Source organism: Erythrobacter sp. JB3-1, from assembly GCF_057364995.1.
The window spans coordinates 673,269-699,049 of sequence record NZ_CP200289.1 but is presented as its reverse complement, the minus strand read 5'-3'; the positions used below and the strand labels follow the sequence as shown (position 1 = coordinate 699,049).

20 protein-coding genes and 1 tRNA gene are annotated in these 25,781 nt (G+C 58.1%); 13 read left to right on the top strand and 8 right to left on the bottom strand.

Going from position 1 to position 25,781, the window contains the following annotated elements; genetic code table 11:
• Position 1 precedes the first annotated feature (1 nt).
• Positions 2-1,096: a protease modulator HflK gene (gene hflK, locus AC0V6M_RS03290; protein WP_486139559.1), complete on the bottom strand. Its 1,095-nt coding sequence runs from the start codon at positions 1,094-1,096 to the stop codon at positions 2-4.
• A gap of 178 nt (positions 1,097-1,274) precedes the next feature.
• On the opposite strand from hflK, the gene AC0V6M_RS03285 reads away from it, so the two are divergent.
• The 4 genes from AC0V6M_RS03285 (at position 1,275) to AC0V6M_RS03270 (ending at position 7,131) form a co-directional block, all read left to right on the top strand.
• Positions 1,275-2,276, top strand: coding sequence for an Mrp/NBP35 family ATP-binding protein (locus AC0V6M_RS03285; RefSeq protein ID WP_486137438.1), 1,002 nt, complete (start codon positions 1,275-1,277; stop codon positions 2,274-2,276).
• 4 nt (positions 2,277-2,280) lie between these two features.
• On the top strand, positions 2,281-4,557 hold the full coding sequence (locus AC0V6M_RS03280; protein WP_486137437.1) for a molybdopterin cofactor-binding domain-containing protein: 2,277 nt from the start codon (positions 2,281-2,283) through the stop codon (positions 4,555-4,557).
• A gap of 34 nt (positions 4,558-4,591) precedes the next feature.
• Positions 4,592-5,626, top strand: coding sequence for a ferrochelatase (gene hemH / locus AC0V6M_RS03275; RefSeq protein ID WP_486137436.1), 1,035 nt, complete (start codon positions 4,592-4,594; stop codon positions 5,624-5,626).
• An 89-nt stretch (positions 5,627-5,715) separates the two neighbouring features.
• The gene (locus AC0V6M_RS03270; protein WP_486137435.1) at positions 5,716-7,131 is read left to right on the top strand and encodes a cytochrome P450; all 1,416 of its coding nucleotides are present in this window, start codon (positions 5,716-5,718) and stop codon (positions 7,129-7,131) included.
• A 127-nt stretch (positions 7,132-7,258) separates the two neighbouring features.
• Here the strand turns inward: AC0V6M_RS03270 and AC0V6M_RS03265 are convergent, their stop codons facing one another.
• Positions 7,259-7,429, bottom strand: a complete 171-nt coding sequence (locus tag AC0V6M_RS03265; RefSeq protein WP_472644174.1) for a DUF1674 domain-containing protein — start codon at positions 7,427-7,429, stop codon at positions 7,259-7,261.
• Between the two features lie 59 nt (positions 7,430-7,488).
• Between AC0V6M_RS03265 and AC0V6M_RS03260 the strand changes: the two genes are divergently transcribed.
• Positions 7,489-8,736 carry an RsmB/NOP family class I SAM-dependent RNA methyltransferase gene (locus AC0V6M_RS03260; RefSeq protein ID WP_486137434.1) on the top strand — a complete coding sequence of 416 codons (1,248 nt, stop codon included), beginning with the start codon at positions 7,489-7,491 and terminating at the stop codon, positions 8,734-8,736.
• On the opposite strand, the gene AC0V6M_RS03255 is transcribed toward AC0V6M_RS03260, so the two are convergent.
• Positions 8,733-9,125 (bottom strand): hypothetical protein, encoded by a 393-nt coding sequence (locus AC0V6M_RS03255; protein ID WP_486137433.1) that lies wholly within the window; start codon positions 9,123-9,125, stop codon positions 8,733-8,735. The two genes, AC0V6M_RS03260 and AC0V6M_RS03255, sit on opposite strands and share 4 nt — an antisense overlap.
• Positions 9,126-9,197: 72 nt before the next feature.
• Here AC0V6M_RS03255 and AC0V6M_RS03250 point away from each other — a divergent pair, with 72 nt between their 5' ends.
• Entirely contained in the window at positions 9,198-9,731 is a 534-nt protein-coding gene (locus AC0V6M_RS03250; protein ID WP_486137432.1) for a TetR/AcrR family transcriptional regulator, read from the top strand.
• A 3-nt stretch (positions 9,732-9,734) separates the two neighbouring features.
• Here the strand turns inward: AC0V6M_RS03250 and AC0V6M_RS03245 are convergent, their stop codons facing one another.
• Both AC0V6M_RS03245 and msrA read right to left on the bottom strand, forming a co-directional pair.
• Complete coding sequence (locus AC0V6M_RS03245) at positions 9,735-10,529, bottom strand: hypothetical protein (protein ID WP_486137431.1); 795 nt, start codon at positions 10,527-10,529, stop codon at positions 9,735-9,737.
• 51 nt (positions 10,530-10,580) lie between these two features.
• On the bottom strand, positions 10,581-11,108 hold the full coding sequence (gene msrA / locus AC0V6M_RS03240; protein ID WP_486137430.1) for a peptide-methionine (S)-S-oxide reductase MsrA: 528 nt from the start codon (positions 11,106-11,108) through the stop codon (positions 10,581-10,583).
• A 151-nt stretch (positions 11,109-11,259) separates the two neighbouring features.
• Between msrA and AC0V6M_RS03235 the strand changes: the two genes are divergently transcribed.
• The 5 genes from AC0V6M_RS03235 (at position 11,260) to AC0V6M_RS03215 (ending at position 14,536) form a co-directional block, all read left to right on the top strand.
• Positions 11,260-12,117 (top strand): class I SAM-dependent methyltransferase, encoded by an 858-nt coding sequence (locus tag AC0V6M_RS03235; protein ID WP_486137429.1) that lies wholly within the window; start codon positions 11,260-11,262, stop codon positions 12,115-12,117.
• A 23-nt stretch (positions 12,118-12,140) separates the two neighbouring features.
• The gene (locus tag AC0V6M_RS03230) at positions 12,141-13,001 is read left to right on the top strand and encodes a class I SAM-dependent methyltransferase (protein ID WP_486137428.1); all 861 of its coding nucleotides are present in this window, start codon (positions 12,141-12,143) and stop codon (positions 12,999-13,001) included.
• A gap of 31 nt (positions 13,002-13,032) precedes the next feature.
• Positions 13,033-13,911 (top strand): N-carbamoylputrescine amidase, encoded by an 879-nt coding sequence (gene aguB / locus AC0V6M_RS03225; RefSeq protein WP_486137427.1) that lies wholly within the window; start codon positions 13,033-13,035, stop codon positions 13,909-13,911.
• Positions 13,886-14,416 (top strand): 2-amino-4-hydroxy-6-hydroxymethyldihydropteridine diphosphokinase, encoded by a 531-nt coding sequence (folK, locus tag AC0V6M_RS03220; protein WP_486137426.1) that lies wholly within the window; start codon positions 13,886-13,888, stop codon positions 14,414-14,416. Before aguB ends, folK begins: the two co-directional genes overlap by 26 nt.
• A gap of 44 nt (positions 14,417-14,460) precedes the next feature.
• Positions 14,461-14,536: transfer RNA gene (locus tag AC0V6M_RS03215), tRNA-Lys, on the top strand.
• Between the two features lie 296 nt (positions 14,537-14,832).
• Here the strand turns inward: AC0V6M_RS03215 and AC0V6M_RS03210 are convergent.
• From AC0V6M_RS03210 to AC0V6M_RS03200, 3 genes are read right to left on the bottom strand one after another with little or no spacing between them, the layout of a single operon-like run.
• A complete protein-coding gene (locus tag AC0V6M_RS03210; protein ID WP_486137425.1) occupies positions 14,833-18,111 on the bottom strand; it encodes an error-prone DNA polymerase in 3,279 nt (1,092 codons plus the stop codon).
• Positions 18,111-19,529: a Y-family DNA polymerase gene (locus tag AC0V6M_RS03205; RefSeq protein WP_486137424.1), complete on the bottom strand. Its 1,419-nt coding sequence runs from the start codon at positions 19,527-19,529 to the stop codon at positions 18,111-18,113. Before AC0V6M_RS03205 ends, AC0V6M_RS03210 begins: the two co-directional genes overlap by 1 nt.
• A 37-nt stretch (positions 19,530-19,566) precedes the next feature.
• Positions 19,567-20,364, bottom strand: a complete 798-nt coding sequence (locus AC0V6M_RS03200; protein WP_486137423.1) for an ImuA family protein — start codon at positions 20,362-20,364, stop codon at positions 19,567-19,569.
• A 425-nt stretch (positions 20,365-20,789) separates the two neighbouring features.
• On the opposite strand from AC0V6M_RS03200, the gene AC0V6M_RS03195 reads away from it, so the two are divergent.
• Positions 20,790-22,064, top strand: coding sequence for a Xaa-Pro dipeptidase (locus tag AC0V6M_RS03195; RefSeq protein ID WP_486137422.1), 1,275 nt, complete (start codon positions 20,790-20,792; stop codon positions 22,062-22,064).
• Between the two features lie 224 nt (positions 22,065-22,288).
• The gene (locus tag AC0V6M_RS03190) at positions 22,289-25,666 is read left to right on the top strand and encodes a TonB-dependent receptor domain-containing protein (RefSeq protein WP_486137421.1); all 3,378 of its coding nucleotides are present in this window, start codon (positions 22,289-22,291) and stop codon (positions 25,664-25,666) included.
• Positions 25,667-25,781: the final 115 nt, after the last annotated feature.

The following is a 25,781-nucleotide window of genomic DNA, read 5'->3' as shown; positions in this document are numbered from 1 at the left end:
ATCATTGCCCCCCTTGCGGTGCGGCTTGCGCCGGTGTTGCCGTTTGCGCCGAGTTGGAGCGGCGCTGCACTTCACTTAGTGGCAGGTAAGATGTGACGCCATCGGCCTCGATGATAGTCTTGTCGGTGTTCGCCAGAACAGCCTCCATGGTCTCATAATATAGGCGCCGGCGGGTGACCTCTGGGGCAAGGCGATACTCGCCATAGATCTGGTTAAACTCTGCCGCATCACCTTCCGCGCGGGCCAGCAATTGCTGGGCATAGCGGCGGGCCTGGTTGATTTCTTGCTCAGCGTTTTGCTGCGCAGCGAGCACGTCGTTAAACGCCTCAATCACTTGCTCTGGCGGGTCGGCCTTGTCGATTTCGATACCTTGCACGGCAATGCCGGAGCCATAGGCATCCAAAATGGTTTGCATCCGGGTCAGGACGTTTTGCTCAATGTCTGCACGGCCTTCACCGGAGATCACAGCATCCAGCGTCATCTCCGCAACAGAAGACCGCATGGCCGTTTCCGCTGCTTCTTGAACCGTCTCAATTGGCTCAGCGAGCTGGAATTCAAACTGCGTCAGATCCTTGATGTTCCAACGAATAAGATAGCTGAGGTCGACGAGGTTTTGGTCGCCGGTCAGGATCAACTTCTTCGGCACATCAACAGATCGGATTTCGCTGACGTCCTCGGCCTTCACCTGCTGGATTGGCCAAGGCAGCGTGAATTCAGTGCCGGGATTGAGCGTTTCAGAATATTTGCCGCCGAACCAGGTTACGACCGCTTGCTCGCGCGGTTGGATGAAGTGGACGCTGGTTGCGAACAGCCAGATTGCGCCGATGCCAACCGCGATGATTGGCAGCCAGCTCTTGCCGCCCTGCCGCTCTGGAAGACGGAATTTGGGTCCGCCCGGTCCGCCGCCACCACCGCGATTGGGGCCTTCTGGCCCGCGGTTCTTGAAAATATCTTCGATGCTGGCGGAACGTCGTTTGTCGTCGCCGCCGCCCGGCAGCCACGGGTTGCGCGGTCCGCCGCCCTTGTCACCGTCGCCCGTGTCATTGCTGCCATCGTCGCCGCCGCCTGAACCCCAGGGGTTTTTCTTGCCAGCCATCGCCAAGCCGATTGCGCCAAGGCCATCGGTCCCCTCATCAGAGGGGCGCGAAACGAAACGTTTTTTCAAACCGTCAAAAATTCTCATATGCCTTTTATAGGGTGCCCTTTTGCGAAAAACAGGCCCTATGCAAAAACAAGGATTACGTGGGCGATTTTGCTGCTAGAGGCGTGTCACCATGAGCGAGCCTAAAAACGCCACCAATGATCAAGAGCGATTGCTGAACGCTATCAAAGCGCAGGCCGGCGATGACCTCGCGCAGCGGACCACTTCCGCCCGAATGGTTGCAGGCCGCGCCGTCGTGGTGGTGGAGGCGACCGGGCTTTCTGGCGGCGAACGCAAAGATGCAGAGCAGCAGATCGAGGCTGCTCTCAGTCCTCTAGACGGGGTCAGCGAAGTTCGCGTTGCCCTGATGGGGGAGCGGGTGAAGCGCCGGATTATCGCGGTGGGCTCGGGCAAAGGCGGGGTCGGCAAATCGACGCTGACGGCCAACCTCGCAATCGCGCTTGCTGCATCGGGGCACAAGGTCGGCGTGATCGATGCCGATATTTACGGACCTTCTCAGCCCAAACTGCTTGGCACTGAAGGCAAGAAACCGGTGGCAGAGAACGAGCAATTGATCCCGCTCGACAGCCCGCATGGCCTCAAAATGCTATCCATGGGTAATCTAGCGAAACCGGCGCAGGCGCTGGCGTGGCGCGGTCCGATGGTTGGCAATGCGCTCACCCAATTGGTTGAGGGCGATTGGGGTGACACCGAATTGCTGCTCATCGACTTGCCGCCGGGCACTGGCGATGTGCAGCTCTCGATGTTGCAAAAGCATAAGCCCGATGGCGCTATCCTGGTATCCACCCCTCAAGATCTGGCGCTGATTGATGCCGCGCGCGCTGGTCAGCTGTTTGAAACCGGCAAGGTTCCGATCATCGGTCTGGTTGAGAATATGGCGGGCTATTCCTGTCCGCATTGCGGGGAAATTAGCGATCCGTTTGGCAAGGGCGGCTTTGAAACTCTGGCTCAGCGGCTCGACATTCCATTTTTGGGCCGTATTCCGCTCAGCATGGATGTGAGAGTGGCAGGCGATAAAGGCAGTAATCTGGTCGCGACAGACAGCGACACTGGGGCGGCCTTCCGCTTGATCGCGCAGCAGCTTGCCACTTGGCTAGAGCAAGAGGCGGGCTAGCGCGATGGAGCTGACACGCCGCGGATTGCTCACCGGTGCTGCTGTTGGCGGCGGGCTGGTGGTTGCCTGGTGGCTCTATCCGCGCACCTTCCCCAGCCCTCTAATCCCGAGCGAGGGCGAGCATGTGTTTGATGCTTGGCTCAAAATCGCTGAGGATGGGGTGGTGACTGTGGCGGTGCCGCAGCTTGAAATGGGCCAGGGGATCACAACTCTTTTGCCGCAGATTGTGGCGCAAGAACTCGGCGCCGATTGGCGGCAGGTTGCGGTCGAACCGGCTCCGGTTAGCGGCGCCTATGCCAACATCCCGCTCGCACGAAAATGGTCGGCGCTGTGGGATGGCTGGGGTCAGGGCCTCTCTGAAATGAGTGATGAGTTTCTGGCCGCGAAATTTGCGCGCGATGGCCGCTTTTCCGCCACGGCGGATGGCACCAGCATCGCGGCCTTTGAGGAACCGTGCCGATACGCCGCGGCTGCCGCGCGGGCTATGCTGGCGCAGGCCGCTGCGGATCGCTGGGATGCGTCCTGGGAGCAATGCGTCGTCGAAAACGGCTTCGTTCGCTACGGTGAGGAGCGCGTGACCTTTGGCGAGCTTGCCGCTGAGGCAGCGACCAAGGAAGCACCCGATCCGCCGCCTTTGCAAACCACGTCTCCTGGCGAGAAGCCAGTCGTCGGCGAGGACGTAGCGCCGCTGGCCTTTCCGCGCATTGATATGCCGTCAAAGGTTGACGGCACGCATCAGTTTGCCGCTGACGTGCGCCTACCCGGTATGCTCTATGCGGCGATCCGCCATGGCCCGGTGGATAGCGCTACGCTGACCGGCTTTGACAAGCGCCGCAGGCGCGGGGTCATCAGCGTGATCGAAGGCAAACGCTGGCTGGCCGCAGTCGCCAGCAATTGGTGGGCGGCGCAGCGCGGGCTCGCCGCGATGAAGCCGCAATTCGCAGCCGAGTCTCCCGCCGATAGCGGCGCTATCGCTGCCCGGCTTGAAACGATGGTCACTGGCGGCGATTCCTTTCGCATCGCCACCGAGGGCTTTGGCGAGGAGGGGATCAGCAGGATTGATTTCGCCCGCCAGTACGAGGTTGAGGCCGCGATCCCAGTTCCGCTGGAGACCGCGAGCGCAACTGCCAGATATGAAGACGGCACGCTTGAGCTGTGGATGGCGACCCAGGCGCCAGAGAGCGCCCGTGTTGCTGCCGCGCGCGCCATCGGAATTCAGCCGGAAGATGTGGTGCTGTATCCCATGTCGGCAGGCGGCAGTTTTGATCGCCGTCTGGAAAATGATCACGCCATTGAAATTGCGCTCATCGCCAGAGAGCTGGCCGAGAGCCACGGCGCGCCTGTGCAATTGGTCTGGTCGCGGCGTGAAGAGATATTGCAGTCGCGCCCGCGCACTCCTGCATCCATGCTGCTCGGCACTCAGCTCTCGCCGGATGGTTCAGGCCGGATCGATGGCCTGCGCACTCGGATCGCTTGCCCGCCGAGCAATCTGGAATTTGGCAAGAGGCTGTTCGAGAATTTCACTCCATCCGCCGCGATGCGCGAAACGGTGGGCGCGAAAGACGCTCTTGCCTGCGAAGGCGCGGTGCCTGCCTATGCCATCCCAAGCGTGATCGTCGACCATGTGCCGACAGAGATTGGTTTGCCGACAGGTCGTATGCGCGGCAATGCGCATTGCTATACCGCCTTTGCGACCGAGAGCTTGATCGACGAGATAGCCGCCGAACATTCTCGCGAGCCGCTGTCATACCGTATCGCTATGCTGGGCAAGGATGTGCGGCTGGCGGCGTGTTTGCAGCGCGCGGCGCAAATGGCGGAGTGGGACGGCGGCGCTGATCAAAGCGGGCAAGGGCTAGCCTGCCACCGGATAGGCGATGCGACCACCGGAGGGCGGATCGCCTGCATCGCCACCGCGCGGGCGGGTGAGGGCGGCGTGCGCGTAACGCGGCTGACGGCGGCGGTGGATATCGGGCGGATCATCAACCTCGACATCGCGCGCCAACAGATCGAGGGCGGCCTGATCTTTGGCATCGGCCTCGCTCTAGGCGCGCCGATCCGTTACTCCGAAGGCATGCCCGCGGCGCTCGATATGGACGAGCTTGGCCTGCCAGCATTGGCCGATTGCCCAGAGATCGAGGTTGAGTTTATCGCCAATGAAGCCGCCCCAGCCGACCCGGGTGAATTGGGCGCAGCGGTTGCCGCTCCAGCAATTGCGAATGCATTGTTTTCCGCTACGGGCTTGAGACTTCGCCGCCTGCCCCTACTTTCAGGCGGTATATGATTGCCCAGCAACGCCTTTTTAGCGCCAAGCGCTCATGACTTGGCAGCCTCAGCTCCTGCCCAATGATCACCCGCCGGTCTCCAGCGGATCGGTTGGCGTGCTTATGATCAACCTAGGCACTCCAGAGGCGCCAACGCCCAGCGCGGTGAAGACCTATCTGAAGCAATTCCTGTCTGACCGGCGCGTTATCGAAATCCCAGCGTTGCTGTGGCAGCCATTGCTGCGCGGGGTTATTCTCAACACTCGGCCAAAGAAAAGCGCCGAGGCCTATTCGAAGGTCTGGACGGAGCGCGGCTCGCCGCTCGCCGATATCACCGCGCGCCAATCAGAGGCAATTGCTGGGAAAATGGGTGAGAATGTGCAGGTCGAATACGCCATGCGTTATGGCTCGCCGTCTATCGAAGAGCGCTTGCGGAAACTGACCGAGGCAGGCTGTGACCGAATTCTGATCGCACCGCTCTATCCGCAATATTGCGCTGCGACGACTGCGACAGTGTTTGACGAGGTCGCGCGGGTCCTGGGCGCAATGCGCTGGCAACCGGCCTTGCGGTTTTTGCCGCCTTATCACGACGATCCGGCCTATCTAGACGCGCTGGCTGAGGATTTGACGCGGCAGGTGGAGGCTTTGACGTTCAAGCCGGAGGTACTGCTGCTGTCGTTCCATGGGATGCCAATGCGCACGCTGGAGCTGGGCGATCCCTATCATTGCCATTGCCACAAGAGCGCGCGGCTGCTGCGAGAGCGATTAGAAGGTCTGCCGCAGTTTGCTGGTGTCCGGTTTGAGACAAGCTTTCAGTCCCGTTTTGGCCCGGCCCAATGGCTGGAGCCTGCGACCGACGACACGCTGACAAAAGAAGGCGAGCAGGGGACGAAGCGCCTCGCCGTCGCTGCCCCTGGGTTCTCGGCGGATTGCGTCGAGACGTTGGAAGAACTCGCTCTTGAAGGGGCGGAGATATTTGAGGAAGCAGGGGGCGAAGATTACGCCGTGCTTGATTGCCTCAATACCAGCGCATCTGGCCTCACTCTGCTTGAAAGCATGGTCAAGCGCGAGCTCGGCGGCTGGATTTAGAACGCCTTAGCAGATCACTCTGGATTTGGTGCTCCTCGCTGCTTACAGTGAGGTAAGTTGTAAATCCGAACCTGATCAAGGATGCGCTAATGGCCACGCTCGCCGATACAAACGCCCCTGCTGAAAAAGCGCAAGAGGCGCCGCCGTCGCATTGGACTGAAGGCAATCCAGAGCCAAAAGAACTGGCGCATATCCCTGGTGACGCTGGCTGGCCCGTGGTTGGCAACACGCTCAAAATGCTGGCTGATCCGCACGCTTTCACCAGCAATATGGTTGAGACGCATGGTCGGGTTTATAAGAACCGCGCCTTTGGCGGCTGGAATGTCGCTTTGGTCGGCGCAGAGGCCAATGAGCTGGTCCTGTTCAATAAGGAAAAGATCTTTTCCAACGAACAAGGCTGGGGCCCGGTGCTCGATCAATTGTTCCCGCGCGGGCTGATGCTGCTCGATTTCGACCATCACCGGATTGATCGGCGAGCGCTTTCGATTGCGTTCAAGCCTGGGCCAATGCGGCATTATTCCGGCGCGCTGAACAATGGCATGTCGGCAGAAGTCGCAAGCTGGGCGGGCAAGATGGAGTTTTATCCGGCGATCAAGAAACTGACGCTGGATTTGGCGGCTGACAGCTTCATCGGGATCGAATGGGGGCCAGAGGCCGACAAGATCAACGAGGCTTTTGTTGATATGGTGCAGGCATCGGTCGCGCCGGTCCGATCACCGCTGCCCTTCACCAAGATGAAGAAGGGTGTCGATGGCCGCGCCTTCCTGGTCGACTATTTCACCAAGGAAACGCATCGCCGCCGGGCCGAGGGCGGCGGGCAGGATATGTTCAGTCAGTTCGCAACGGCCACCCGCGAAGATGGCTCTTTGCTGCCGGTTGACGAGGTGGTCGACCATATGAATTTCCTGATGATGGCCGCGCATGACACGATCACATCGAGCGCGACCTCACTGGTCTATCTGCTGGCGAAGAATCCCGAATGGCAGGCGAAGCTGCGCGATGAGATTACGGCTGTCACCGGCGGGCCGGATGGCTCGGGAGAGCCGCGACCGCTTGATTATGATGATATGGGCAAGCTTGAACTGACCGAGATGGCGTTCAAGGAATCTTTGCGGATCATGCCGCCGGTCCCTTCAATGCCGCGCCGCGCGCTGAAGAGTTTTGACTATGGCGGCTATCGCATCCCCGCCGGAACGCCGGTGGGCATCAACATCTATTGGACGCACCACAGCACGGATTACTGGGATGATCCCTACACCTTCGATCCAATGCGCTTCACGCCAGATCAGGTGAAGGCGCGGCACAAATATGCATGGGTGCCGTTCGGCGGCGGCGCGCATATGTGCCTTGGTCTGCACTTTGCTTACATGCAGGTGAAGGTCCTGATCGCGCAGATCTTACAGCGCTATGAGATCATGGTTGAAGAAGGCTATGATCCTGACTGGCAGGCTTGGCCGATCCCTCAGCCTAAAGACGGTTTGAAGGTAGAGTTCAAGCCTCTTTGATTTGCGCACGCCATCCGGCGCGCGATTTCCTCACTCATGCGATCATAGATCGCATCGCTCCGGGCGGGCAGTCGCCCTTGCGGTTCGCTGTTCGCGAACCGTTGATACTGACAATGTGTCTTGAATGCTAAAAATCCCAGGCGATGCCTTCGCGTTCCCAATCGCCATAGCGAGTGGGCGATAATTCGCGCGGCTCATCCTTCAGCGGATCGACCGCTTTTGGCTTTGGCACGGGGTCATTGCCCCAGTGCGCGGGTTTGGTGAAATTCTTCGCAGCTTCTGATTTTTGTTTTGTCATCGCATATTAGAAATGCGCAAGCTGGCACTTAGTTTCAAGTGCGGCTATTCGCCTGAGCCATGCCAAGTATTTCTGGACTTCCCGCGCGCCGCGCTGCGCTGCAAATGCTCGACGCTGTATTGCGGCGCGGCGAAACTTTGGAGCAGGCCGAGGGCGCTGCCACTCGCAAGCTGCACACTGGAGAGGATAAGGCACTGGCCCGCGCGATTGTCAGCGAGGCACTGCGCTGGCTGGTTGATTTTGATGCGCTGATCGACAGTGCGACCAAGAAGCGGCTGGCCGATGATGTGAAAGTGCGCAGCGTTCTGCGTCTTATGCTGGCTCAGGCCTTGCGGCTGAACACGCCGCCCCACGCGGTGATTGCGACGGGTCTGCCGCTGTTGTCTGGCGGACCGCGCCGGCTCGCGCATGGTGTCTTCTCAGCTTTGATCAAGCTGGAGTTGACCCTGCCAGATGCGCCTAGCCTGCCTGAGCGCGTCCAGGAAAGATGGAGCGAGCGGGCGGCGGAAATAGCGCCGGGGTTGGCCGATCCTCCTGAGCTTGATCTGCGCCTTAAGGATCCGGCCAGCACCGGCGAACAAGCGGTGGCGATGGGAGGGGTCAGCCTCGCGCCGGGCCATATTCGCTTGCCGCGTGGAACCTCGGTCGAGAAACTGCCTGGCTTTGCCGACGGCAATTGGTGGGTGCAGGATTTGGCCGCGCAATTGCCTTCGCATCTGCTTGGGGACGGCAACGGCCGTCACGCGCTCGACCTGTGCGCTGCGCCCGGCGGCAAGACCATGCAACTGGCCGCGCAGGGGTGGAATGTGACGGCGCTGGATATCAGCAAGCGGCGACTTGGCTTGCTCAAAGACAACTTGAAACGCACCGGCCTTAAGGCTTCTCCCGTGCGCGCCGACGCTGCCAAGTGGGAACCAAAGCATCATTATGATGCGATTCTGCTCGATGCGCCGTGCACCGCGACCGGCACCTGCCGCCGGCACCCCGACGTGCTCCACCGCATTGGCGGCGCCCAGATTGAGGAGATGGCCAGCCTGCAGATCATGCTGATCGAACGTGCCGCGCAGTGGCTGAAACCCGGCGGTCAGCCGATCTATGCGGTGTGCTCGTTGGAACCGGAAGAGGGCGAAGCTCAAGCCCGCCGCATTGCCGATAAGTACGGGCTAAAGCTGGTGCCCGTGACTAAGGATGAGCTGCCTGATGGCATTGAGCCAAGCGAAGAGGGCCACATCCGCACGCATCCCGGCATGCTCTCCGATCAGGGCGGGGTCGATGGGTTCTTTATCGCTCGCTTCCAGAAGGGCTAAAGCCTCGGGGCAAATGCGCCGGCGGCTAGCAATGCAGTTGCCAAGGCGTAGATAAACCAGCCGGGATGGCGGCCGCGCGTGCCCCAGCAATTGCCGATTGCCGCATAAAGGTAAGAGCTGCCGACCATTAGGGCGAGCACGGCCAAACCCTGCTCGCCAAGCCAGAACGGCGCGGCCATCAGCGCCAATCCGCCGATCTGCCAGTTAAACCCGCTGAAATCGAGCAATGCCGGGACCAATCGCGCCAAAGCCTCTGGATAGTCGCCATTGTTCAGAACCTTACCCGCTAGCGGACCGGTGATCTTCTGGCGCACTAGATAGCTGTGAATGAGCGCGCCAGATGCGCCAATGAAGCCTGCCGTGATTATTGCGACGTCTTGCCAGATCATTTCCATACACCTTTGTATGGTTACGTAAACTATGGGCTAGATTGCGTCAATACACTTGTGTATGGATGGCTGATGAGTGAGCGCCTCTCAAAGCATGATTGGGTGAAGCACGGTCTTATTGTTTTGGCCCGCGATGGGATCGGCGCGATTAAGCCGGGCCCGTTGGCGAAGGAGCTGGGCGTCTCACGCGGCAGCTTTTACTGGCACTTCGTTGATGTCGCTGATTTTCGCGGCGAACTGCTGGGCGCTTGGGCCAGGGAAACCACCGATAGAGTGATCGACGAAGGGCTCGACCTGCCCGGGCGCGGGCGCTTGCGCGCTCTGATTAAGCGCGCCTTTCACACCGACCGGGCGCTTGACCGGGCAGTGAGGTCTTGGGCCACGCAGGATTCGGCCGCGACAAAGCAAGTGGGCGAGGTCGACAAACGCCGCATTTCCCATATCGCCATCCTCTTGCTACAGGCTGGATTGGATCAGCAACACGCCGCTGAGCGCGCGCAATTCCTTTACTGGGCCTATCTTGGCCAGCCGCTGGTCATCGCGCCAGAGGCGGGCGCGGTGTCCGACGATGCGCTGGAACAAATCGCGCAAATGTTGGAACGTTAGGGGCTAGATTTTGACCCATGCCATGCTCAGCAGCGCGCAGGACCGGCCAAGCTGGCTCACGCGGAGCACGGCTGATGTGCCTTGCTGCTCCTCAATCGTGATCGCTATTTCCGTACCCAGCTCGATATAGCGGTGCATGTCCATCTCACCCCGAGTGATCTGTATGGCCGCGCCGTCGCATAGGAGGCTCACCGTCTGCCGAGCCAATTCAGAGAGATGCGGCGCGTTCACATGGTCGCCAGACCCGCTGAAAAAGGGATGACCCGGCATCAGGCCGTTTTCTTTGGTCACCAGCGCTTTGGTCGCGAGGCCATCTGGACCATCCGCCACGGTTCCAATCAAGGGTGGCTCCCGCTCTGTCAGGCCCAGCATCTTGCGCGTTGCATAGTTGAACTGCGTGGGAGCAGGCGCATCTTGCTTGGCTGAGGTCTTGGAGCCTTCACGCCATTTCTCAAAATTGCGGGTTCTAAAAACCACGCCCTTTCCGCCAATGCGCGCGATTAATCGGTCGTGCGCATCGAGCAACTGGGTGGTGAACGCCAGCTCACCGTCCTCTCCGCTCAGTGCAAAGACACCGCGAACGGCCTGACCAGTATCAAGCTCGCCCAGCGCCCAATCCGTCCAAGTCAGCGCGCTCCACTTGCTGTCATCGCGTGTGCCCAGCGCGGCGGTGGCGCCAACGCTGGTCCAGAAATTCTGGGTTTGGATGACGAGCGGGTGCTGCGCAGGCAGAGCAAGCCAAGGCCATTCGGCCTCATCTTGTGAACACTCAAACGCTACCGAGCCGTTGCTCAGCACCTTATGATCGGTTGTGTAAGACCGGCTCAGGCCGCATTGTTCAGCCGCGCATCACGCCTTCACCTTGCTTTGAAAGCTCTTGCGCAGCTTCATCAGTTTTGGCGGGATCGTCGCCAGGCAATAGGGGTTTCGCTGGCCTTCACCGTCCCAATATTCCTGATGGTAATCCTCCGCGGGATACCATTCACTTGCAGTCTCGACGGTGGTCACAGCTTCGCCTGAATTTTCTGCATTCCAGCGCGCAATCGCGGCCTCAGCTTTTTCGCGCTGAGCGTCGCTAAGCGGGAAGATTGCGCTGCGATATTGGGTGCCAACATCATTGCCCTGGCGGTTCAGCTGGGTCGGATCATGGGTGCCCAGGAACACATCGAAAATCTCCGGCAGGCTGATCACGGCCGGGTCGAAGGTCACTCGAATGCCCTCGGCATGGCCGGTCGTCCCGGTGCACACTTCCTTGTAGGTCGGATTGGGTTTGTCGCCGCCGATATAGCCGCTTTCGACCTCGCTCACGCCCACCACATCGCGAAAGACCGCCTCAGTGCACCAAAAGCATCCGCCTGCGATAATTGCCTGTTCCATCGATCAAAACTCCTTGTTGGCTGGGAGATAAGAACGCTGAGGCTGTTTGTCATTAGCCCGCTGATCGTGCCTCGGTCGATCCGCAACTTGTCATCGCCTGCCCAGCGGCTATTGAAGGTCGCAATCGTTCGACTAAAATGAGGACACCCCAATGAAGCCCCTATTTTTTGCTCCGTTTGCCGCTCTCGCAGGTCTTGCTACACTGTCGCCAGTAGCACCCGCAATGGCGGATGATCACGCTGCCGCGCCCAGCCTTGCCGAAGTGCTCGCCCACGAGCGCCGCGACAATGACCGCGCGCGCGATCAATATCGCAATCCTGCTGAAACGCTGGCGTTCTTTCAGGTTGAGCCGACCCAAACCGTGGTCGAATATGGCCCGGGTGGCGGCTGGTACACCCGCGTCCTTGCGCCTTATCTGATGCCTGCTGGCAAATATATCGCGATCAACCAAGACAGCGATGGCCGCGAATACCGCTCTCGCGCTCAAGAAGCGCGCAGCAAGGGCTGGACCGAGAATTTCAAATCGGGCCTTGCAGAGGCGATGGGCGTCGAAGCCGATGCCGTCACCGCGTTTGAAACCGATGAAATGCCAGAAGACGTCGCCGGCACCGTTGATCGCGTTTTGATCTTCCGCTCGATGCACGGCCTCAACATCGGCAATCGCTCCGATGATGTGCTGAAGGCTGCGCGCATGATGCTGAAGGATGACGGCATGGTTGGCGTTGTGCAGCACCGCGCGCCAGAGGGCGCAAGCTACAATGATTACGGAGCGCGCCAACGCGGCTACATGCGCAAAGCCGATGTAATCGCTATTTTCGAAGCCAATGGTTTTGAACTTGCCGCCGAGAGCGAAGTCAACGCCAACGCCTCTGACCCAGCCAATTGGGAGCGCGGCGTTTGGACCCTGCCTCCGGTCCTTGCCACCGGCGAAGATGATCCGCGCCGTAGTGAATATATGAGCATCGGCGAAAGCGACCGGATGACGCTGCTGTTCAAGAAAGCGAACTGAGGCTCACGCCAAGGAGAAAACCCATGATGCGATCTTTGATTCTAGTCGCTACGAGCGCCTTTGCCCTATCGGCTTGCGCGCCCGAAGCCGGCGAGAGTGGCGCAAGCGAAACCGCGGCTGAAAGCAGTGCGCTGGAAAATATTTTGGCCGCTGATCTGCGCACGGATGACAAAGCGCGCGATGCCTTTCGCAATCCGGGTGAGACCTTGGCGTTTTTTCAGGTACAGCCTGATCACACCGTCATCGAGTACGCACCAGGCGGCGGTTGGTACACGCGTATCTTGGCGCCATTGGTAAGCAATGAGGGCAGCTATATCGCGGTTGGCTTCCCGCCTGAGGCAGGCGCGAGCATCGGCGAGGAATTCGTTGCCCGCGTTCGCGAAGGCGGCGAAACTTTCGCGGCAAGACGGTCTGAATCGCTTGGCATTCCGGCAGAGCAATTGCCGTTCTATTTCAGCAATGCGATCCCGGAAGAGCTGAACGGCACCGCCGACCGTGTGCTTATCTTCCGCATGATGCACAACCTGAAGCGTTGGGGCATCGATGACAGCGAAATCACGGCTCTCAAAGCGGCTCTCAAGCCCGGCGGCATGCTCGGCGTAGTTCAGCACCGGGCCAAAGCGGATGCAACCGATGAGTTTGCAGACGGCAATGCCGGTTACCTAAAACAAGCGGATCTGATCGCCTATTTCGAAGGCCAGGGCTTTGAACTGGTGGATACGTCAGAGATCAATGCCAACCCCAACGACACCACCGATCACCCGAACGGCGTGTGGTCTTTGCCGCCCAGCTTTGCTGGCGGTGACGAGGGCCGGGAAGAGCTCGCCGCCATTGGCGAGAGTGACCGCATGACCCTGTTGTTCAAAAGCCTGAATGATCGCTAGCGGCGGCAGCAGAACGAGGTAAATCCGCGCGATGACCAAGCTCACTGTCGCCGCCCTACAGCTCGCTCTTGGCAGCGAGGACGAAGCTCAGAACATCGCCGCCGTCAGCGCTCTGGTGGAGCAAGCGGCGGGGCAAGGCGCTCAGCTTATACTGCCGCCTGAGCTGTTCTCCGGACCCTACTTTTGCCGCGAAGAAGACGAGGCTTTGTTCGCGCTTGCACGGCCCACGGCAGAGCACCCGAGTGTCATCGCGATGTGCGAGCTGGCGGCAAGGCTCAGGGTCACCATTCCAACAAGCTTCTTCGAGCGTGACGGCCATCATTATTACAACAGTCTCGCGGTAATCGGCCCCGATGGCGAGATCATGGGAGGCTATCGCAAAAGCCATATTCCCGATGGCCCCGGCTACGAGGAAAAGTTCTATTTCCGGCCCGGTAATGACGGCTTCAAAGTATGGGATGTGCCGCTGGGCGGCGGAGAGACCGCGCGCATTGGCGTCGGCATTTGCTGGGATCAATGGTATCCAGAGGCTGCCCGCGTTATGGCTTTGAAGGGCGCAGAAGTGCTGCTCTATCCGACCGCGATTGGCTCAGAGCCCTATGACGCAGAACTCGACACCAGCCGCATGTGGCGCCGCGCGATGGTGGGGCATGCCGTCTCCAACTGCATGCCAGTGGTCGCCAGCAACCGGATTGGCGCAGAGGGACCAGATGAGGCCGCTCAGAATTTCTACGGCCATTCGTTCATCACTGACGAGTGGGGTGATCTGGTGACAGACTACGGGGCTGAGGAGAGCGGCGTTTTAATCGCAGAGCTCGATCTTGCCCGTGCTGCCAAGCACCGGGCGGGCATGGGCTTTTTCAGAGATCGCCGCCCGCAGCTTTATGGCAGAATTGCCGAAGATATTTGAGGCCGCTGGTTTGAGCGCAGACACCTACCTTATTGCGCTTGGCTCCAACATGCGCGTGCCCGGCATTGGCCTGCCGCGCGAGGTGGTGCGGACAGCATTTGCGGCGCTTGGTGAAATCGGTGATGTGCTCGCCGTCTCTCCCATCATCGCGAGCGCGCCGATCGGGCCATCACAGCGCACTTACGCCAATGCGGCGGCGGTTATCGAATGCGGGCTTGCCCCTCTTACTCTGCTGGACGCCTTGCAAAAGATCGAGTGCGAATTCGGCCGGAGCCGCCGCGGACAGCGCTGGCGGGCGCGTCCGCTCGATCTGGATATGATTCTGTGGAGCGGCGGCATTTGGGCCAGTGAACGCCTTTCAATCCCGCATCCGCGCATGCGTGAACGCCGCTTTGTGCTCGGGCCAGCAGCGGCAATTGCGCCCGCTTGGCGCGATCCTGTGAGCGGACTTTTTCTAAGCCAGCTCAATGCACGCTTGACCCGTCCGCTCGCTCTATCTAGGTGAGCGCTCCGGCAGCGCTGCTTGCGGCGCGATTCCATGCCATGTGTGGGTCCTTAGCTCAGTCGGTAGAGCAACTGACTTTTAATCAGTAGGTCGCTGGTTCGAACCCAGCAGGACTCACCACCAAGCCCCTGTTTTGATGAACAAGGTGCTCTTCCCATATGCAAACCAGTATATCCCGCTATTTCCGGGGCTTTGCGGCTGCGTGTTTCACGCTGAATCCAATTGGAGACCACAAACGACCTACTCGAGCTTTCTTTGAAATGGGGTAATCGGTTGCCCCTGCCCAGTTTGCTTGGGCACCACGAAGTTGCAAGCCACATTGCAATTGCTGAAGCCGGCGGAGGCTGTCCATTCTCACCACCGGGATTACTAAGACCCGGCAGCCAGCAAACGACCCATTTCGGGTCTTTGTTAAATTAATGGAAATCCCGTGATTTAGGTAGGATGCGAACATCGCGGGGATGCCGGTTGCTCGGTGTGGGGTGGCGATCGGCAACTTTGTCGCCAAAGGAAGTGTCTAGCTTCGCGTGATGTGTCTCTGACATATGATTGAGATCATTCGTGCGATCGATCACATTGCTGACCATAAGATGCACGACGCCTTCCTTGCTGCGCTGCACCTCCCCTTCCAACAGCATCAGGCGAGAGGCCATTACAGGGCGGCGCAATCGTTCCATATGCCTCGACCAAAGCAGCGCGTTGATAATCCCCGTTTCATCCTCGATGGTGATGAAAACTGCATTGCCTTTACCCGGTCGTTGACGGGTTAGGACAACGCCTGCTGTGCGCACTTTCGCGCCATTTTTTGCTGCATCGGTTTCTGCGCAGCTCAGCACGCCTTCGGATTGGAAACGCTCACGCAGGAAGCCCATCGGATGCCCCTTCAGGGACAGCCGCGTGGTTTGATAATCCGCAACAGCATGGTCGGATAGCGGCATTGAGGGGAGCGGTGTGTCCTCTTCTTCACGCAATTCACGCGCCTTTGCCGCTGCGAACAAGGGCAGCTCTCCCTTGGGCATGCGCCGAACATTCCAGAGCGCTTGGCGCCGATCTTCACCAATGGAACGGAAAGCGTCTGCATCTGCTAACAATCTTAAAGCGCGTCGAGGCAAGTCGGCGCGGCGAGCCAGGTCTTCAATGCCTGTGAATGCGCCTTCGCTGCGAGCTGCCACCAGCTGCGCCGACCATTCTTTGCGAAAGCCATCCATCTGGCGAAACCCGAGCCGCAATGCGAGCTGACCACTTTCACACGGTTCGAGAATATTATCCCATTCGCTGTAATTAATGTCGGCTGCGCGCACCTCTCCGCCATGTTCACGCAGATCCCGCACCAGTTGCGCAGGCGCGTAAAAACCCATTGGTTGTGAGTTCAGCAATGCACAGGCGAAGACCGCCGGATGATGGCATTTAATCCAGCTTGAAACATAGACCAACCGTGCAAAGGACAATGCATGGCTTTCAGGAAAGCCATAGCTGCCAAAGCCCTGAATTTGTTTATAGCAGCGCTCAGCAAAGGACCGTTCGTATCCCCGCGCAACCATGCCATCGACCATCTTCTTTTCGAACTGGTTGATCGTGCCGACATTGCGGAATGTGGCCATTGCCCGGCGCAGACGATTGGCGTCTTCGGGAGAGAAGTCTGCTGCCACAATGGCAAGCTTCATCGCCTGTTCCTGAAACAGCGGGACGCCTTTGGTGCGCCCCAATACGCTTTTCAATTCGTTGGGATCGTGCGGTGGTCTGGGCGAAGGATAGTTCACTGCCTCCACGCCAGAGCGGCGGCGCAGATAGGGATGAACCATATCCCCCTCAATTGGGCCAGGACGGACAATCGCGACCTGGATCACGAGATCATAGAATTCCCTCGGTTTCATGCGGGGTAGCATGTTGATCTGCGCACGGCTTTCGACCTGAAACACACCGATACTGTCGCCCGCGCACAGCATGTCATAAACCTCGCTGTCTTCATGCTGGATTGTGTCCAGCTCAAAATCGCCGAGGCCATGTTGACGCATCAAATCAAAGCTCTTCTGAATACAAGTGAGCATGCCCAGCGCCAGCACATCGACTTTCATCAGGCCCAGCGCGTCAATGTCGTCCTTATCCCATTCTATAAATGTGCGATCCTCCATCGCCGCATTATGGATCGGCACTATTTCATCGAGCCGCCCCTGCGTCAGCACATAGCCGCCAACATGCTGAGACAGATGGCGCGGAAATTTGAGGATCTGATCGACTAGTAACTTAAGGCGCGCGATCTGAGGGTTGCTGAGATCGAACCCATTTTCCGCGATCCGATTGTCTTCCATCCCGGTCGCGTGACTGCCCCAAACGGTGCTGACCATACGGTTGGTCATATCTTCCGACAGGCCAAGCACCTTACCGACTTCGCGCACGGCGCTGCGCGGGCGGTAGTGGATCACAGTGGCGCAAATCCCCGCGCGCTCGCGGCCATACCGACGATACACATATTGCATCACCTCTTCGCGCCGCTCATGTTCGAAATCGACATCGATATCAGGCGGTTCTTTGCGCTCTTCGGACATGAAGCGAGAGAACAGCAAATTGTGCTCAACCGGATCGACCGACGTCACCTTGAGCAGATAGCAGACGATGGAATTCGCCGCCGAGCCGCGCCCTTGGCATAGGATTGGCGGTGTCTGGCTGCGCGCAAATCTAACCAGATCGTGGACTGTCAGGAAGTAATAGGCATAGTTTACCTTACGGATGAGGGCGAACTCCTCTTCCATCATCGCTTTGGCTTTAGGGGGAATGCCTTCGGGCCAGCGCTCGTGCGCGGCTTCCGAAACGAGATGCTCCAGCCAGTCCTGCGGCTCCCAACCTTCGGGCACTGGCTCATGCGGATATTCATAGCGCAAATCATCAAGCGTGAACGTGATACGCGACAAAATATCTTGGCTGGCAGCAATGGCCTGTGGAGCAGATTTGAACAGCCGGTCCATTTCCAAAGGGCCCTTCAAATGCCGTTCGGCATTGGGGGCAAGCCGCTTGCCTGCTTCGGAAATCGTTGTGCCCTCGTCGATGCAAGTCAGTACGTCGTGCAATTGCCGGTCTTCTGGCTCTGCGTAGAGCGCATCATTGGTCGCTAGCAGTGGAATGGCCAGATCGCTGGATAGAGCGATCAATTGCGCAAGCCGGCGCTCGTCTTTGCCAGATCGAGCCATGGTGGCTCCAAGCCACAACCTGTCTGGTGCAGCATCTTGCAAGGTTTTAAGCGCAGCCCTGTGCTTGGCATCACGAGGCTCTGCCATCGCAATCAGAACCATGTCTTCGCAATGGGCGAGCAAATCAGGCAATTGCAGCAGGCAGTCGCCTTTTTCTGCCCGCAAATTACCAGTGGTAAGCAGGCGTGTCAGCCGTCCCCAGCCATAACGTGTTGTCGGATACGCGACAATGTCCGGCGTCTCATCAACAAAGCAAAGCCGTGACCCTACCACCAAACGAAAGCCGAATGCAGATCGCTGAGCCTCAGGCAATTTCTCCAGTGCATCGCGCAGGGCAACATGCGCGCGCACCACACCAGCAACGCTGTTGCGATCAGCAATGCCAATGCCGCTCATCCCAAGGTTGAGTGCCTGAGCCACCATATCGCAAGGGTGCGATGCCCCGCGCAGGAATGAATAATTGGTCGCAGCGGCAAGCTCTGCAAAAGCTACAGGTGTTTCTTTTGGCATCAGGCAAACAGCCCATGCAAATACCAGTTCGGATCATCGGTTTCGCGGGCATAAAGGCCATGGCGAAACACCCAATACCGCCGCCCCTCTGTGTCCTCGATACGGTAATAATCGCGCGTCAATTGCGTACGCCCGAGCGGGTCTTCGCTCGCTTTCCACCATTCCGATGCAATCCGCTCTGGCCCCTCATGTCGCGCGGCATCGCGCACTTTGTTGCGCCAGCGAAACCGCTTTGGCGGCCCGTCGGGAATTTCCGCGATAACCACAATACGCTGCGGCGGATCGAACAATTGCAGCGGGCGTGAAGGAGGCTCACCCGGCTCTGTTGACGGCCAGGCAAAGGAATGATCTGCATCTACAGCAGACAGAGCTATTTGAGTGTTTTCGGGAATATGTGTGTCGTTCGGGCGAAAACGCAGCACCCTATTGCGCCCCAGTCGGACGCGCAAAATATCCAGAGTTTCCGCCAGTGTGTTGTCGCGCCTTACCTCTTTTTCGATATCTTCTTGCTGCGATTTCAAAAGCTCGGTTTGAACGATAGAAAGCTCGACGCTGTCAAAGCCGAAACCGGGATCGAGCGGGTCGGCCGAACCATCCAATCGTTCATTGAAGAGTCTGGCAATCGCGGCGCTGTCGCGGGTTGATTGGCCAGTTTCGACATACAGGTTTTGGACTGCACCATCGACTCTGTTGAAGCGCGCTTCAAAGGCGCGGCCGCCAAGGTCCTCTCTGGCGAGTTCTGCGTTGGCTTCATCAAGCAATTCGCGCAGAACCCTGACGGAATAGGTTTTGCTTGTGATGGGCTCGGAAAAGCGTCGGCGAAAGGTGAAAGAACGCCGGGCCTTGCGCGTATCCAGCGGCTTGGCGCTTTTCCCGATTACACGTTCCAGTTGATAAACGCTTGCTGCTCCGAAACGCGCTGCGATGACTTTGCGCGGGCGATCCATCACATCGCCGATCGTTTTCAGCCCTGCACGGCGCAAGCCCAAATCGGCTTCGGGATCAAGCTGTAGCGCAGCCACAGGCAGAGAACGAATTGCCTGCATCTCATCCGCTACCTCGCCGCGATGGAAGCGAGCCAAAGCGCTCGCCGCTTCAGCGGAAGACGCACATGCCAGGCGTGTTGCAATCTGCTGACTGGCAAACCAGCCTCGCACATCTTTCTGAAGCTGAATCTCTCCTCCTGAAAGATGCACGCTGCCTGTGATATCGAGCGTAAGGCCATCTGGTGGCTTCACCGCAACCATAGGCGTATAGCGCATGCATTCATCAGCAATCTGATCGAGCAGCTCGGCATCAGCCTGGGCATTGTGATCATACACGATCAACTCTGGCTCAACCGCCCGCGCATCAGCCAGGCTTGAGCCCGGTGCAAGCCCGCATTCCAGAGCGGCCCCGTTAAGCGCGACAAGGCGCATGGCCCCTTTTTGCTTCTCAACAAACGCAAGAGGCCGTTCAGGCGATAAGCTTGCTCCTCTCTCTCGCTGCAGCCTGTCCGACGCCAAAAAAGGAAACCATAGCGCCAGAAAGCGTCTTTGATGGTTGCATGAGTTTGGGTTCGCGAGGTTTTTGGAAGCGCTGGTTGTCACGGCTCCACTCCAGGCGCCAGCTTTTGCCTGAAGGCCCCGAACGTCTGCGTAACAAGGTCAAATCCAAGGTTGGATGACCCGGAGCATTGGCTTCGAGAGGGCTCGAAGGCGCTGATCGCACCGCCCACCGTGTGCTCGCTGTACTGGGTTGTTCGCGCGCACCAAGGCGCAGCATCAACGGCGTTACACCGCTGCGATCTGCGGTAAGCGTCAGTCGGCGACTGGCAGTTAGATCGAGCATGGCAGGCGAGCCCCAGCATTCGATTACCACCGCTCCAAAGCTGTCACAGCGTAGTGCATCGACAGCCGATCTGAGAAGCGTCGCTTCGTCAGGCGCAACCAGCATGAATAGAGCCGATGGGTCTCCGCCCAATTCCACGAAACCAGCCGGACTAAAACGTCCGCCCTTGCGGGGCGCGGCCAGAGTGCGCAGCCACAAAATGGTTTTGCCTGGCTGCATGGTACGCAATGCAAGCATCGCTGCAAAGCCGGCTGCGCTGCCATTATCCTCAGCAGAGGCGGCAAAGATTTCATGCAACTGGCCACGCAAAAGACCTCCATCAAGATAGGCATCGAGAGACGCGTGACCTGAGGCAAATCGCTCTTGGCAAGAGGCTTCATTTACATACGCAAAGTCAGCTAGCCGCTCACGTAAGCTAGACATGGATCGCTCCGAATCACACATATGTTCTTATTTTGTTCTATCCGCATTGAATGTCAACTTAAAGCCTGCGTTTCAGTCTGCCTTGAGGGCTCTCTCGCGCTGCTGAGATTGGGAACATCTGACGGTTGCAGACTCAGAGTGTTTCCCACCAAACTCTGCCAATAAGCATGAACGAAATGCCCAACTTGTATTTTCCGAACGTACAGACGGACCGCCCGCTTCAACCCCATAAATACATTGGGCAATGGCAAAAGCTGGGCCGTCAGCGGAATGACACTGTCACGGTTGTGAGGCTGAGGAGCAGCCACTGTTAGTGCGACAAAGCACTAATAGCAGCCGCCTTGCCTTGCCTTGCCTTGCGCTTGCCTCTTGCCGGGGGGCCTAAAGCTGCTAGCTTTCGCTGCAATAAAACAAGGGGAATACGCTTGAAACTGCCGGTTATCGCACTCGCTTCGTCATTGCTCCTTAGCTCAACCGCCCTTTTGGCAGAGACTGTTGTCGTTACGGCGGACAGTATGGTCGATGTCGAAAGCGGGCGGTTGCTCGATGACCCGGTGATCACGATCACTGACGGAGTGATCACGGGCGTTTCCTTTAGCGAAACGGTCTCCGCAGAGGCTGATGAGGTCATCGATCTCGGCGATATGACGATTCTGCCTGGCCTGATCGACATGCACGTTCACCTCACAAGCGATTCCGACACGCATGGGTATCGCAGGCTCGCGGTCTCTGATGAGCGCGCGACCATCACTGGCGTGGTGAATGCCAAGACCACGCTGATGGCTGGCTTTACGACGGTGCGCAATGTTGGTGCGGGCAGCTTTGGCGATGTGGCGCTGCGCGATGCGATTGCGGAGGGTGATGTCCCTGGACCTCGTATGTTTGTCTCTGGCCCTCCGATCGGCATTACTGGCGGGCACTGTTCGGACAACAATCTCTTGCCACCGGAGTATGAAGCGACCGGCGAAGGTGTGGCTGACGGCCCGTGGGCTGCGCGTTCCAAAGTTCGCAAAAACCGCAAGTTCGGCGCGGATTTGATCAAGACCTGCTCGACCGGCGGTGTCCTGTCCAAAGGCACAAAGGTTGGCGCGCCGCAATACACTGTTGAAGAGCTCACTGCGCTGACCCAGGAGGCGCACAGCCACGGGATGAAGGTCGCCAGCCATGCCCACGGAACGGAAGGCATCATCAATGCCCTGAAAGCGGGCGTCGACACGATTGAGCATGCAAGCTTCATCGATGACGAAGGCATCAGACTGGCGAAGGAAAGCGGCGCATTCCTGTCGATGGATATCTATGTAACCGAGTTCATCTTAGGCGAAGGGGAGGCCGCAGGCATATTGCCGGAAAGTTTGGAAAAAGAGCGCATGACGGGCCAGACTCAGCGCGAGAATTTCCGCCGCGCTCACGAGGCCGGAGTAAAAATGGTGCTGGGCACTGATGCTGGGGTCTATCCTCATGGCGACAACGCGAAGCAACTCTCGCGCATGGTGCGCTTTGGCATGACCTCCACCGAGGCTCTGCGCGCGGCGACATACAATGCGGCCGATGCCTTGGGGCAAAAGGGCAATGTCGGTGTGATCAAGACCGGTGCGTCGGGCGATATTATTGCTGTGCGCGGCAATCCCTTGGAAGACATTTCGCTGCTGGAAAACGTGACTTTCGTCATGAAGCAGGGCGAGGTTTACAAGTCTGAGTAGGTATAGGCTCGGCCTTCTTCGCGCTTGCACAATCCTATCTGAGGCACGCATGATGCGTTGACTCGGCGCAGAATGAGTACGCAATCGGTCTGATGCGTGCATTTTTGCAACAAAAGTGCGCCTGGGCGGTCTTTCAGGCGGCAATTCTGCCATACCGGCTTGACACTATGTTGCGTTGCAGCAAGTTTTCCCGCGGGAAGAGAACATAAAACACAGGGAATTTTATGCGCAGCTTTAAACTTTCAGGTCACGCACTGCTCCTCGCCGCCACCAGCATGGTGCCATTTGCCGCTCATGCGCAGTCCGCGCCAGATGAGGAAGTGGTCGAAGAAGGGAATGCAATCGTCGTAACTGGTTCGCGTATCGCGACGGACTCCACGACCGCTTTGCCAAGTCCGGTTCAGGTGCTCACTGCCGAAGAATTCCGGAACGCTGGTGAGATCGATATCTCTCAGACGTTGCGCGAAATTCCCGCTTTGCAGGGTTCCGATCCATCGTCTCTCGACACCGCGCAGGGCCTTGCTCTGTCAGGTGCCAGCACCTTGAACTTGCGCCAACTGGGTACCAACCGAACGCTCGTTCTACAGGATGGTCGCCGCCACGTTCCAGGTCTTGCAGGCACTGCGACCGTTGACGTCGGTTCAATTCCCTCAGCGCTTATTTCTAGGGTGGAAGTGCTGACCGGCGGCGCATCGGCTGTTTATGGTGCAGATGCTGTTTCGGGTGTCGTCAATTACATCACCCGCACTGGGCGAGATTTTGATGGCCTCGAGTTTCGCCTACAAGGCGGTATAAGCGATAAGGGCGATTCCGAAGAGTTTTTCGGTTCGGTTGCGGGTGGCGGAACCTTTGGTGATGATCGCGGCAGTGTCGTTTTCGCTGTAGAATATTCGCAATCCGAAGGCATTTTGAATGGAGATCGGCCCGGTTTTGCTGGAGCCGGCTTCTCATCGTTGAACAACAGCAATGCGTTCTTGAACGAAATCTTGGGACTTGATCCAGATGCGGAGCAAGCCTTTGTACCGAACCGCACACTCCCAGTGTCCAGTGCTGGCTCTACAATTGCTGTTGACCCAACACCATTTGCATTCCCGTTTGGTGCCTTGGGTTCGTTCGTAACCAACTTTAACCCTGCAACGGACTCGGTACCATTTATTCCGGGCACGACCATTCCGGTGTTGCAGGTTATCGATCCAGTAACCGGCGAAGTTCGGGCGTTTAATCCTGGTATTTCAACCGGTGCATTTAACGCCATCGGCGGTGACGGTATTCCTATTGGCGAGACCGCACCCGGCCTCAGCCTTATTCCTGACCAGACTCGGATTGTCGCAGCAGCCGGCGTTGATTACGAGGTGGCTGACGGGATCACCTTCTTCGCCGACGCAAAATTTGCTTATACAGAAGCAAGCAATATCGAAGGCATTCCGTTCTCCGACGATATTCCGATTGCCTTGGACAATCCATTCCTTCCGCAGGCTATTCAGGATCAAATTCCGATCCTTGATGCGTTGGATCCAGCCTCGACCCCAAGTATCTTTGTCGCTCGCGACAACCTCGGTTCGGAAATTGGCGCGGGGACAACTGTTGAGCGTTCGACAATTCGTGCGACCGGAGGTTTTAAGGGTGAAATTCCTGGAACAAATGTCGATTTTGAAGTGTCGTATTCATGGGGGCGTACTGATGTGAATAGTATTGGTCGAGCCTCTCGTCTGAATGACCGTTACTTCACCGCGATTGATGCAGTAGCACTGACCGCAGCCGACCTTGATGGGACCAACCCGAATGCCGCATTCGCAGCCGGCGGACCTGGTACGCTCAATGCAATTCGCGGCGGTCAGGATTTGGTTATTGATGCCGGAACAGCCCAGGTTGGCGATATCGTTTGCCGGTCAGAACTTACCGGTCTGCCGTCGCCAGCTGCTCTTTTCGTTGGCGGCCCGCCACTCTTTGCAGCTGGCACACAGATCGTCGGTGCCGATGGTAACCCGACTGACGTTGGCAGCTTGACCCGTCCGGTCACATTCGCAATCGGCGATGGCCAATGCGCACCTTTAAACATCCTTGGATCGCAAGCCATTCAGGGGGCAGGAGCAGCTTTCGCCTTTGTTGACCTTGAAAACGACACTACAATTGAGCAGCAGCAAGTCCTTGCTGTCATTTCTGGCGACACTGGAAACTTCTTTGAACTTCCAGGTGGACCAGTGGGCTTTGCAGCTGGTTTCGAATGGCGGAGAGATACATCTCAGTTCATTCCTGACAGTTTCCGTTCAATTGAAGGCAACGTAGTTGGGAACGCCAGCACGGTCGTGAATGTCTCTCCGACTGACGGCCAAGGCATCAGCGTTTACGAAGGCTTCGGTGAAATCAAACTGCCACTGCTGGCTGACCTTCCATTCGCTGACTATTTGGAAGTGAGTGCCTCGGGCCGTATCTCTGATTACAACACGATCGGAAGCACTGAAACCTATTCGTTCGGAGCTACATACCGTCCGGTCGATTGGTTCACTGTTCGGGGCACACTGTCCCGCGCTATCCGCGCTCCGAACATTGGTGAACTGTTCAATCCGCAGTTGGCTGCATTTATTGGCGTGGATGCTGACCCTTGTGATGATGGTAACATCAACAATGGTAGTGCCAACCGTCCGACCAACTGTGCAGAGTTCGTTGCTGCAGGCTTCGATTCATCTGACTTCTTGACGGCGTTCGTAACCGGAACGACTGGCGGCAATCCGAACCTAACGGAAGAAACCTCTGACAGTCTTACAATTGGCGGCATCTTCGAACCAGGTAACAGCATTTTCGGCGGGGCCTTGGATGGCTTGGTCGTACTTGCCGACTACTATGACATCGAAATTACCGATGCTGTGGGTAGCTTGACCGGCGCTGCGATTGCTTCTGCCTGCGTTGACTTGCCATCAACAGACAACCAGTTCTGTGATGCGATCCAACGCGATGCCAACAATGGCGGTGCGATTTCTGGCTTTACCTCCGGAAATATCAACCTGTCCGTGCTTCGTGCTCGCGGCGTTGACTTCGAAGCTCGCTACAACTTCGAGGCCCCGTTCGGAAACGGGCAGTGGGGCGAGTTCCAACTTTCTGCCGCGGGCACGCACTTCATTGAGCGTTTTACGGAAAGTGACCCAGTGATTGCGCAAACGATCGCTTCCGAACCCGACCCGCTTCAGCAGCAATTGTTGATTGCCGACCAAGCAACGGTCAGCGATCTGCTTGGTGTTGTTGGAAACCCAGACTGGATCATCAATTTTGGCGTGAACTGGGAGTTTGAAGGCTGGAACATTGGCTGGAGAGGTCGCTTTGAAGACTCTGCGCTGCAGTTCTCGAACGCTGCAGCGACGGATGTTGAGATTGTTGATGGCGCTGTCGTCGTGTCGCCAAACGTCGGCCTGGCTGATCCTTCTCAGCTCACCACCGGCAGCTCGCTCGAACATGATATCAGCGCAAGCTATGATCTGAATGATGATATCCAGCTGTTTGGCGGTGTGAACAACCTGACAGACGAAGAACCGTTCCTTGGCAGCCTGGCTCGCCCGGTTAGCCCACGCGGTCGCTTCTTCTTCTTCGGCGTATCTGGATCGTTCTGACCTAAACTAGGTATGCGGACGATTTGAACCGCAAGCAGTGACACCAAGGGGCGGGGCAGTTACCACACTGCTCCGCCCTTTGTGTTTTGGGCTGTGTGACGAAGGATGAGGTGAT

Excerpts from the sequence above, each read along its gene's own strand:
- hflK (WP_486139559.1), bottom strand. The coding sequence starts at position 1,096 with ATGGCTGGCAAGAAAAACCCCTGGGGTTCAGGCGGCGGCGACGATGGC.
- AC0V6M_RS03285 (WP_486137438.1), top strand. The coding sequence starts at position 1,275 with ATGAGCGAGCCTAAAAACGCCACCAATGATCAAGAGCGATTGCTGAAC.
- AC0V6M_RS03280 (WP_486137437.1), top strand. The coding sequence starts at position 2,281 with ATGGAGCTGACACGCCGCGGATTGCTCACCGGTGCTGCTGTTGGCGGC.
- hemH (WP_486137436.1), top strand. The coding sequence starts at position 4,592 with ATGACTTGGCAGCCTCAGCTCCTGCCCAATGATCACCCGCCGGTCTCC.
- AC0V6M_RS03270 (WP_486137435.1), top strand. The coding sequence starts at position 5,716 with ATGGCCACGCTCGCCGATACAAACGCCCCTGCTGAAAAAGCGCAAGAG.
- AC0V6M_RS03265 (WP_472644174.1), bottom strand. The coding sequence starts at position 7,429 with ATGACAAAACAAAAATCAGAAGCTGCGAAGAATTTCACCAAACCCGCG.
- AC0V6M_RS03260 (WP_486137434.1), top strand. The coding sequence starts at position 7,489 with ATGCCAAGTATTTCTGGACTTCCCGCGCGCCGCGCTGCGCTGCAAATG.
- AC0V6M_RS03255 (WP_486137433.1), bottom strand. The coding sequence starts at position 9,125 with ATGATCTGGCAAGACGTCGCAATAATCACGGCAGGCTTCATTGGCGCA.
- AC0V6M_RS03250 (WP_486137432.1), top strand. The coding sequence starts at position 9,198 with ATGAGTGAGCGCCTCTCAAAGCATGATTGGGTGAAGCACGGTCTTATT.
- msrA (WP_486137430.1), bottom strand. The coding sequence starts at position 11,108 with ATGGAACAGGCAATTATCGCAGGCGGATGCTTTTGGTGCACTGAGGCG.
- AC0V6M_RS03235 (WP_486137429.1), top strand. The coding sequence starts at position 11,260 with ATGAAGCCCCTATTTTTTGCTCCGTTTGCCGCTCTCGCAGGTCTTGCT.
- AC0V6M_RS03230 (WP_486137428.1), top strand. The coding sequence starts at position 12,141 with ATGATGCGATCTTTGATTCTAGTCGCTACGAGCGCCTTTGCCCTATCG.
- aguB (WP_486137427.1), top strand. The coding sequence starts at position 13,033 with ATGACCAAGCTCACTGTCGCCGCCCTACAGCTCGCTCTTGGCAGCGAG.
- folK (WP_486137426.1), top strand. The coding sequence starts at position 13,886 with ATGGCAGAATTGCCGAAGATATTTGAGGCCGCTGGTTTGAGCGCAGAC.
- AC0V6M_RS03210 (WP_486137425.1), bottom strand. The coding sequence starts at position 18,111 with ATGCCAAAAGAAACACCTGTAGCTTTTGCAGAGCTTGCCGCTGCGACC.
- AC0V6M_RS03205 (WP_486137424.1), bottom strand. The coding sequence starts at position 19,529 with ATGCGCCTTGTCGCGCTTAACGGGGCCGCTCTGGAATGCGGGCTTGCA.
- AC0V6M_RS03200 (WP_486137423.1), bottom strand. The coding sequence starts at position 20,364 with ATGTCTAGCTTACGTGAGCGGCTAGCTGACTTTGCGTATGTAAATGAA.
- AC0V6M_RS03190 (WP_486137421.1), top strand. The coding sequence starts at position 22,289 with ATGCGCAGCTTTAAACTTTCAGGTCACGCACTGCTCCTCGCCGCCACC.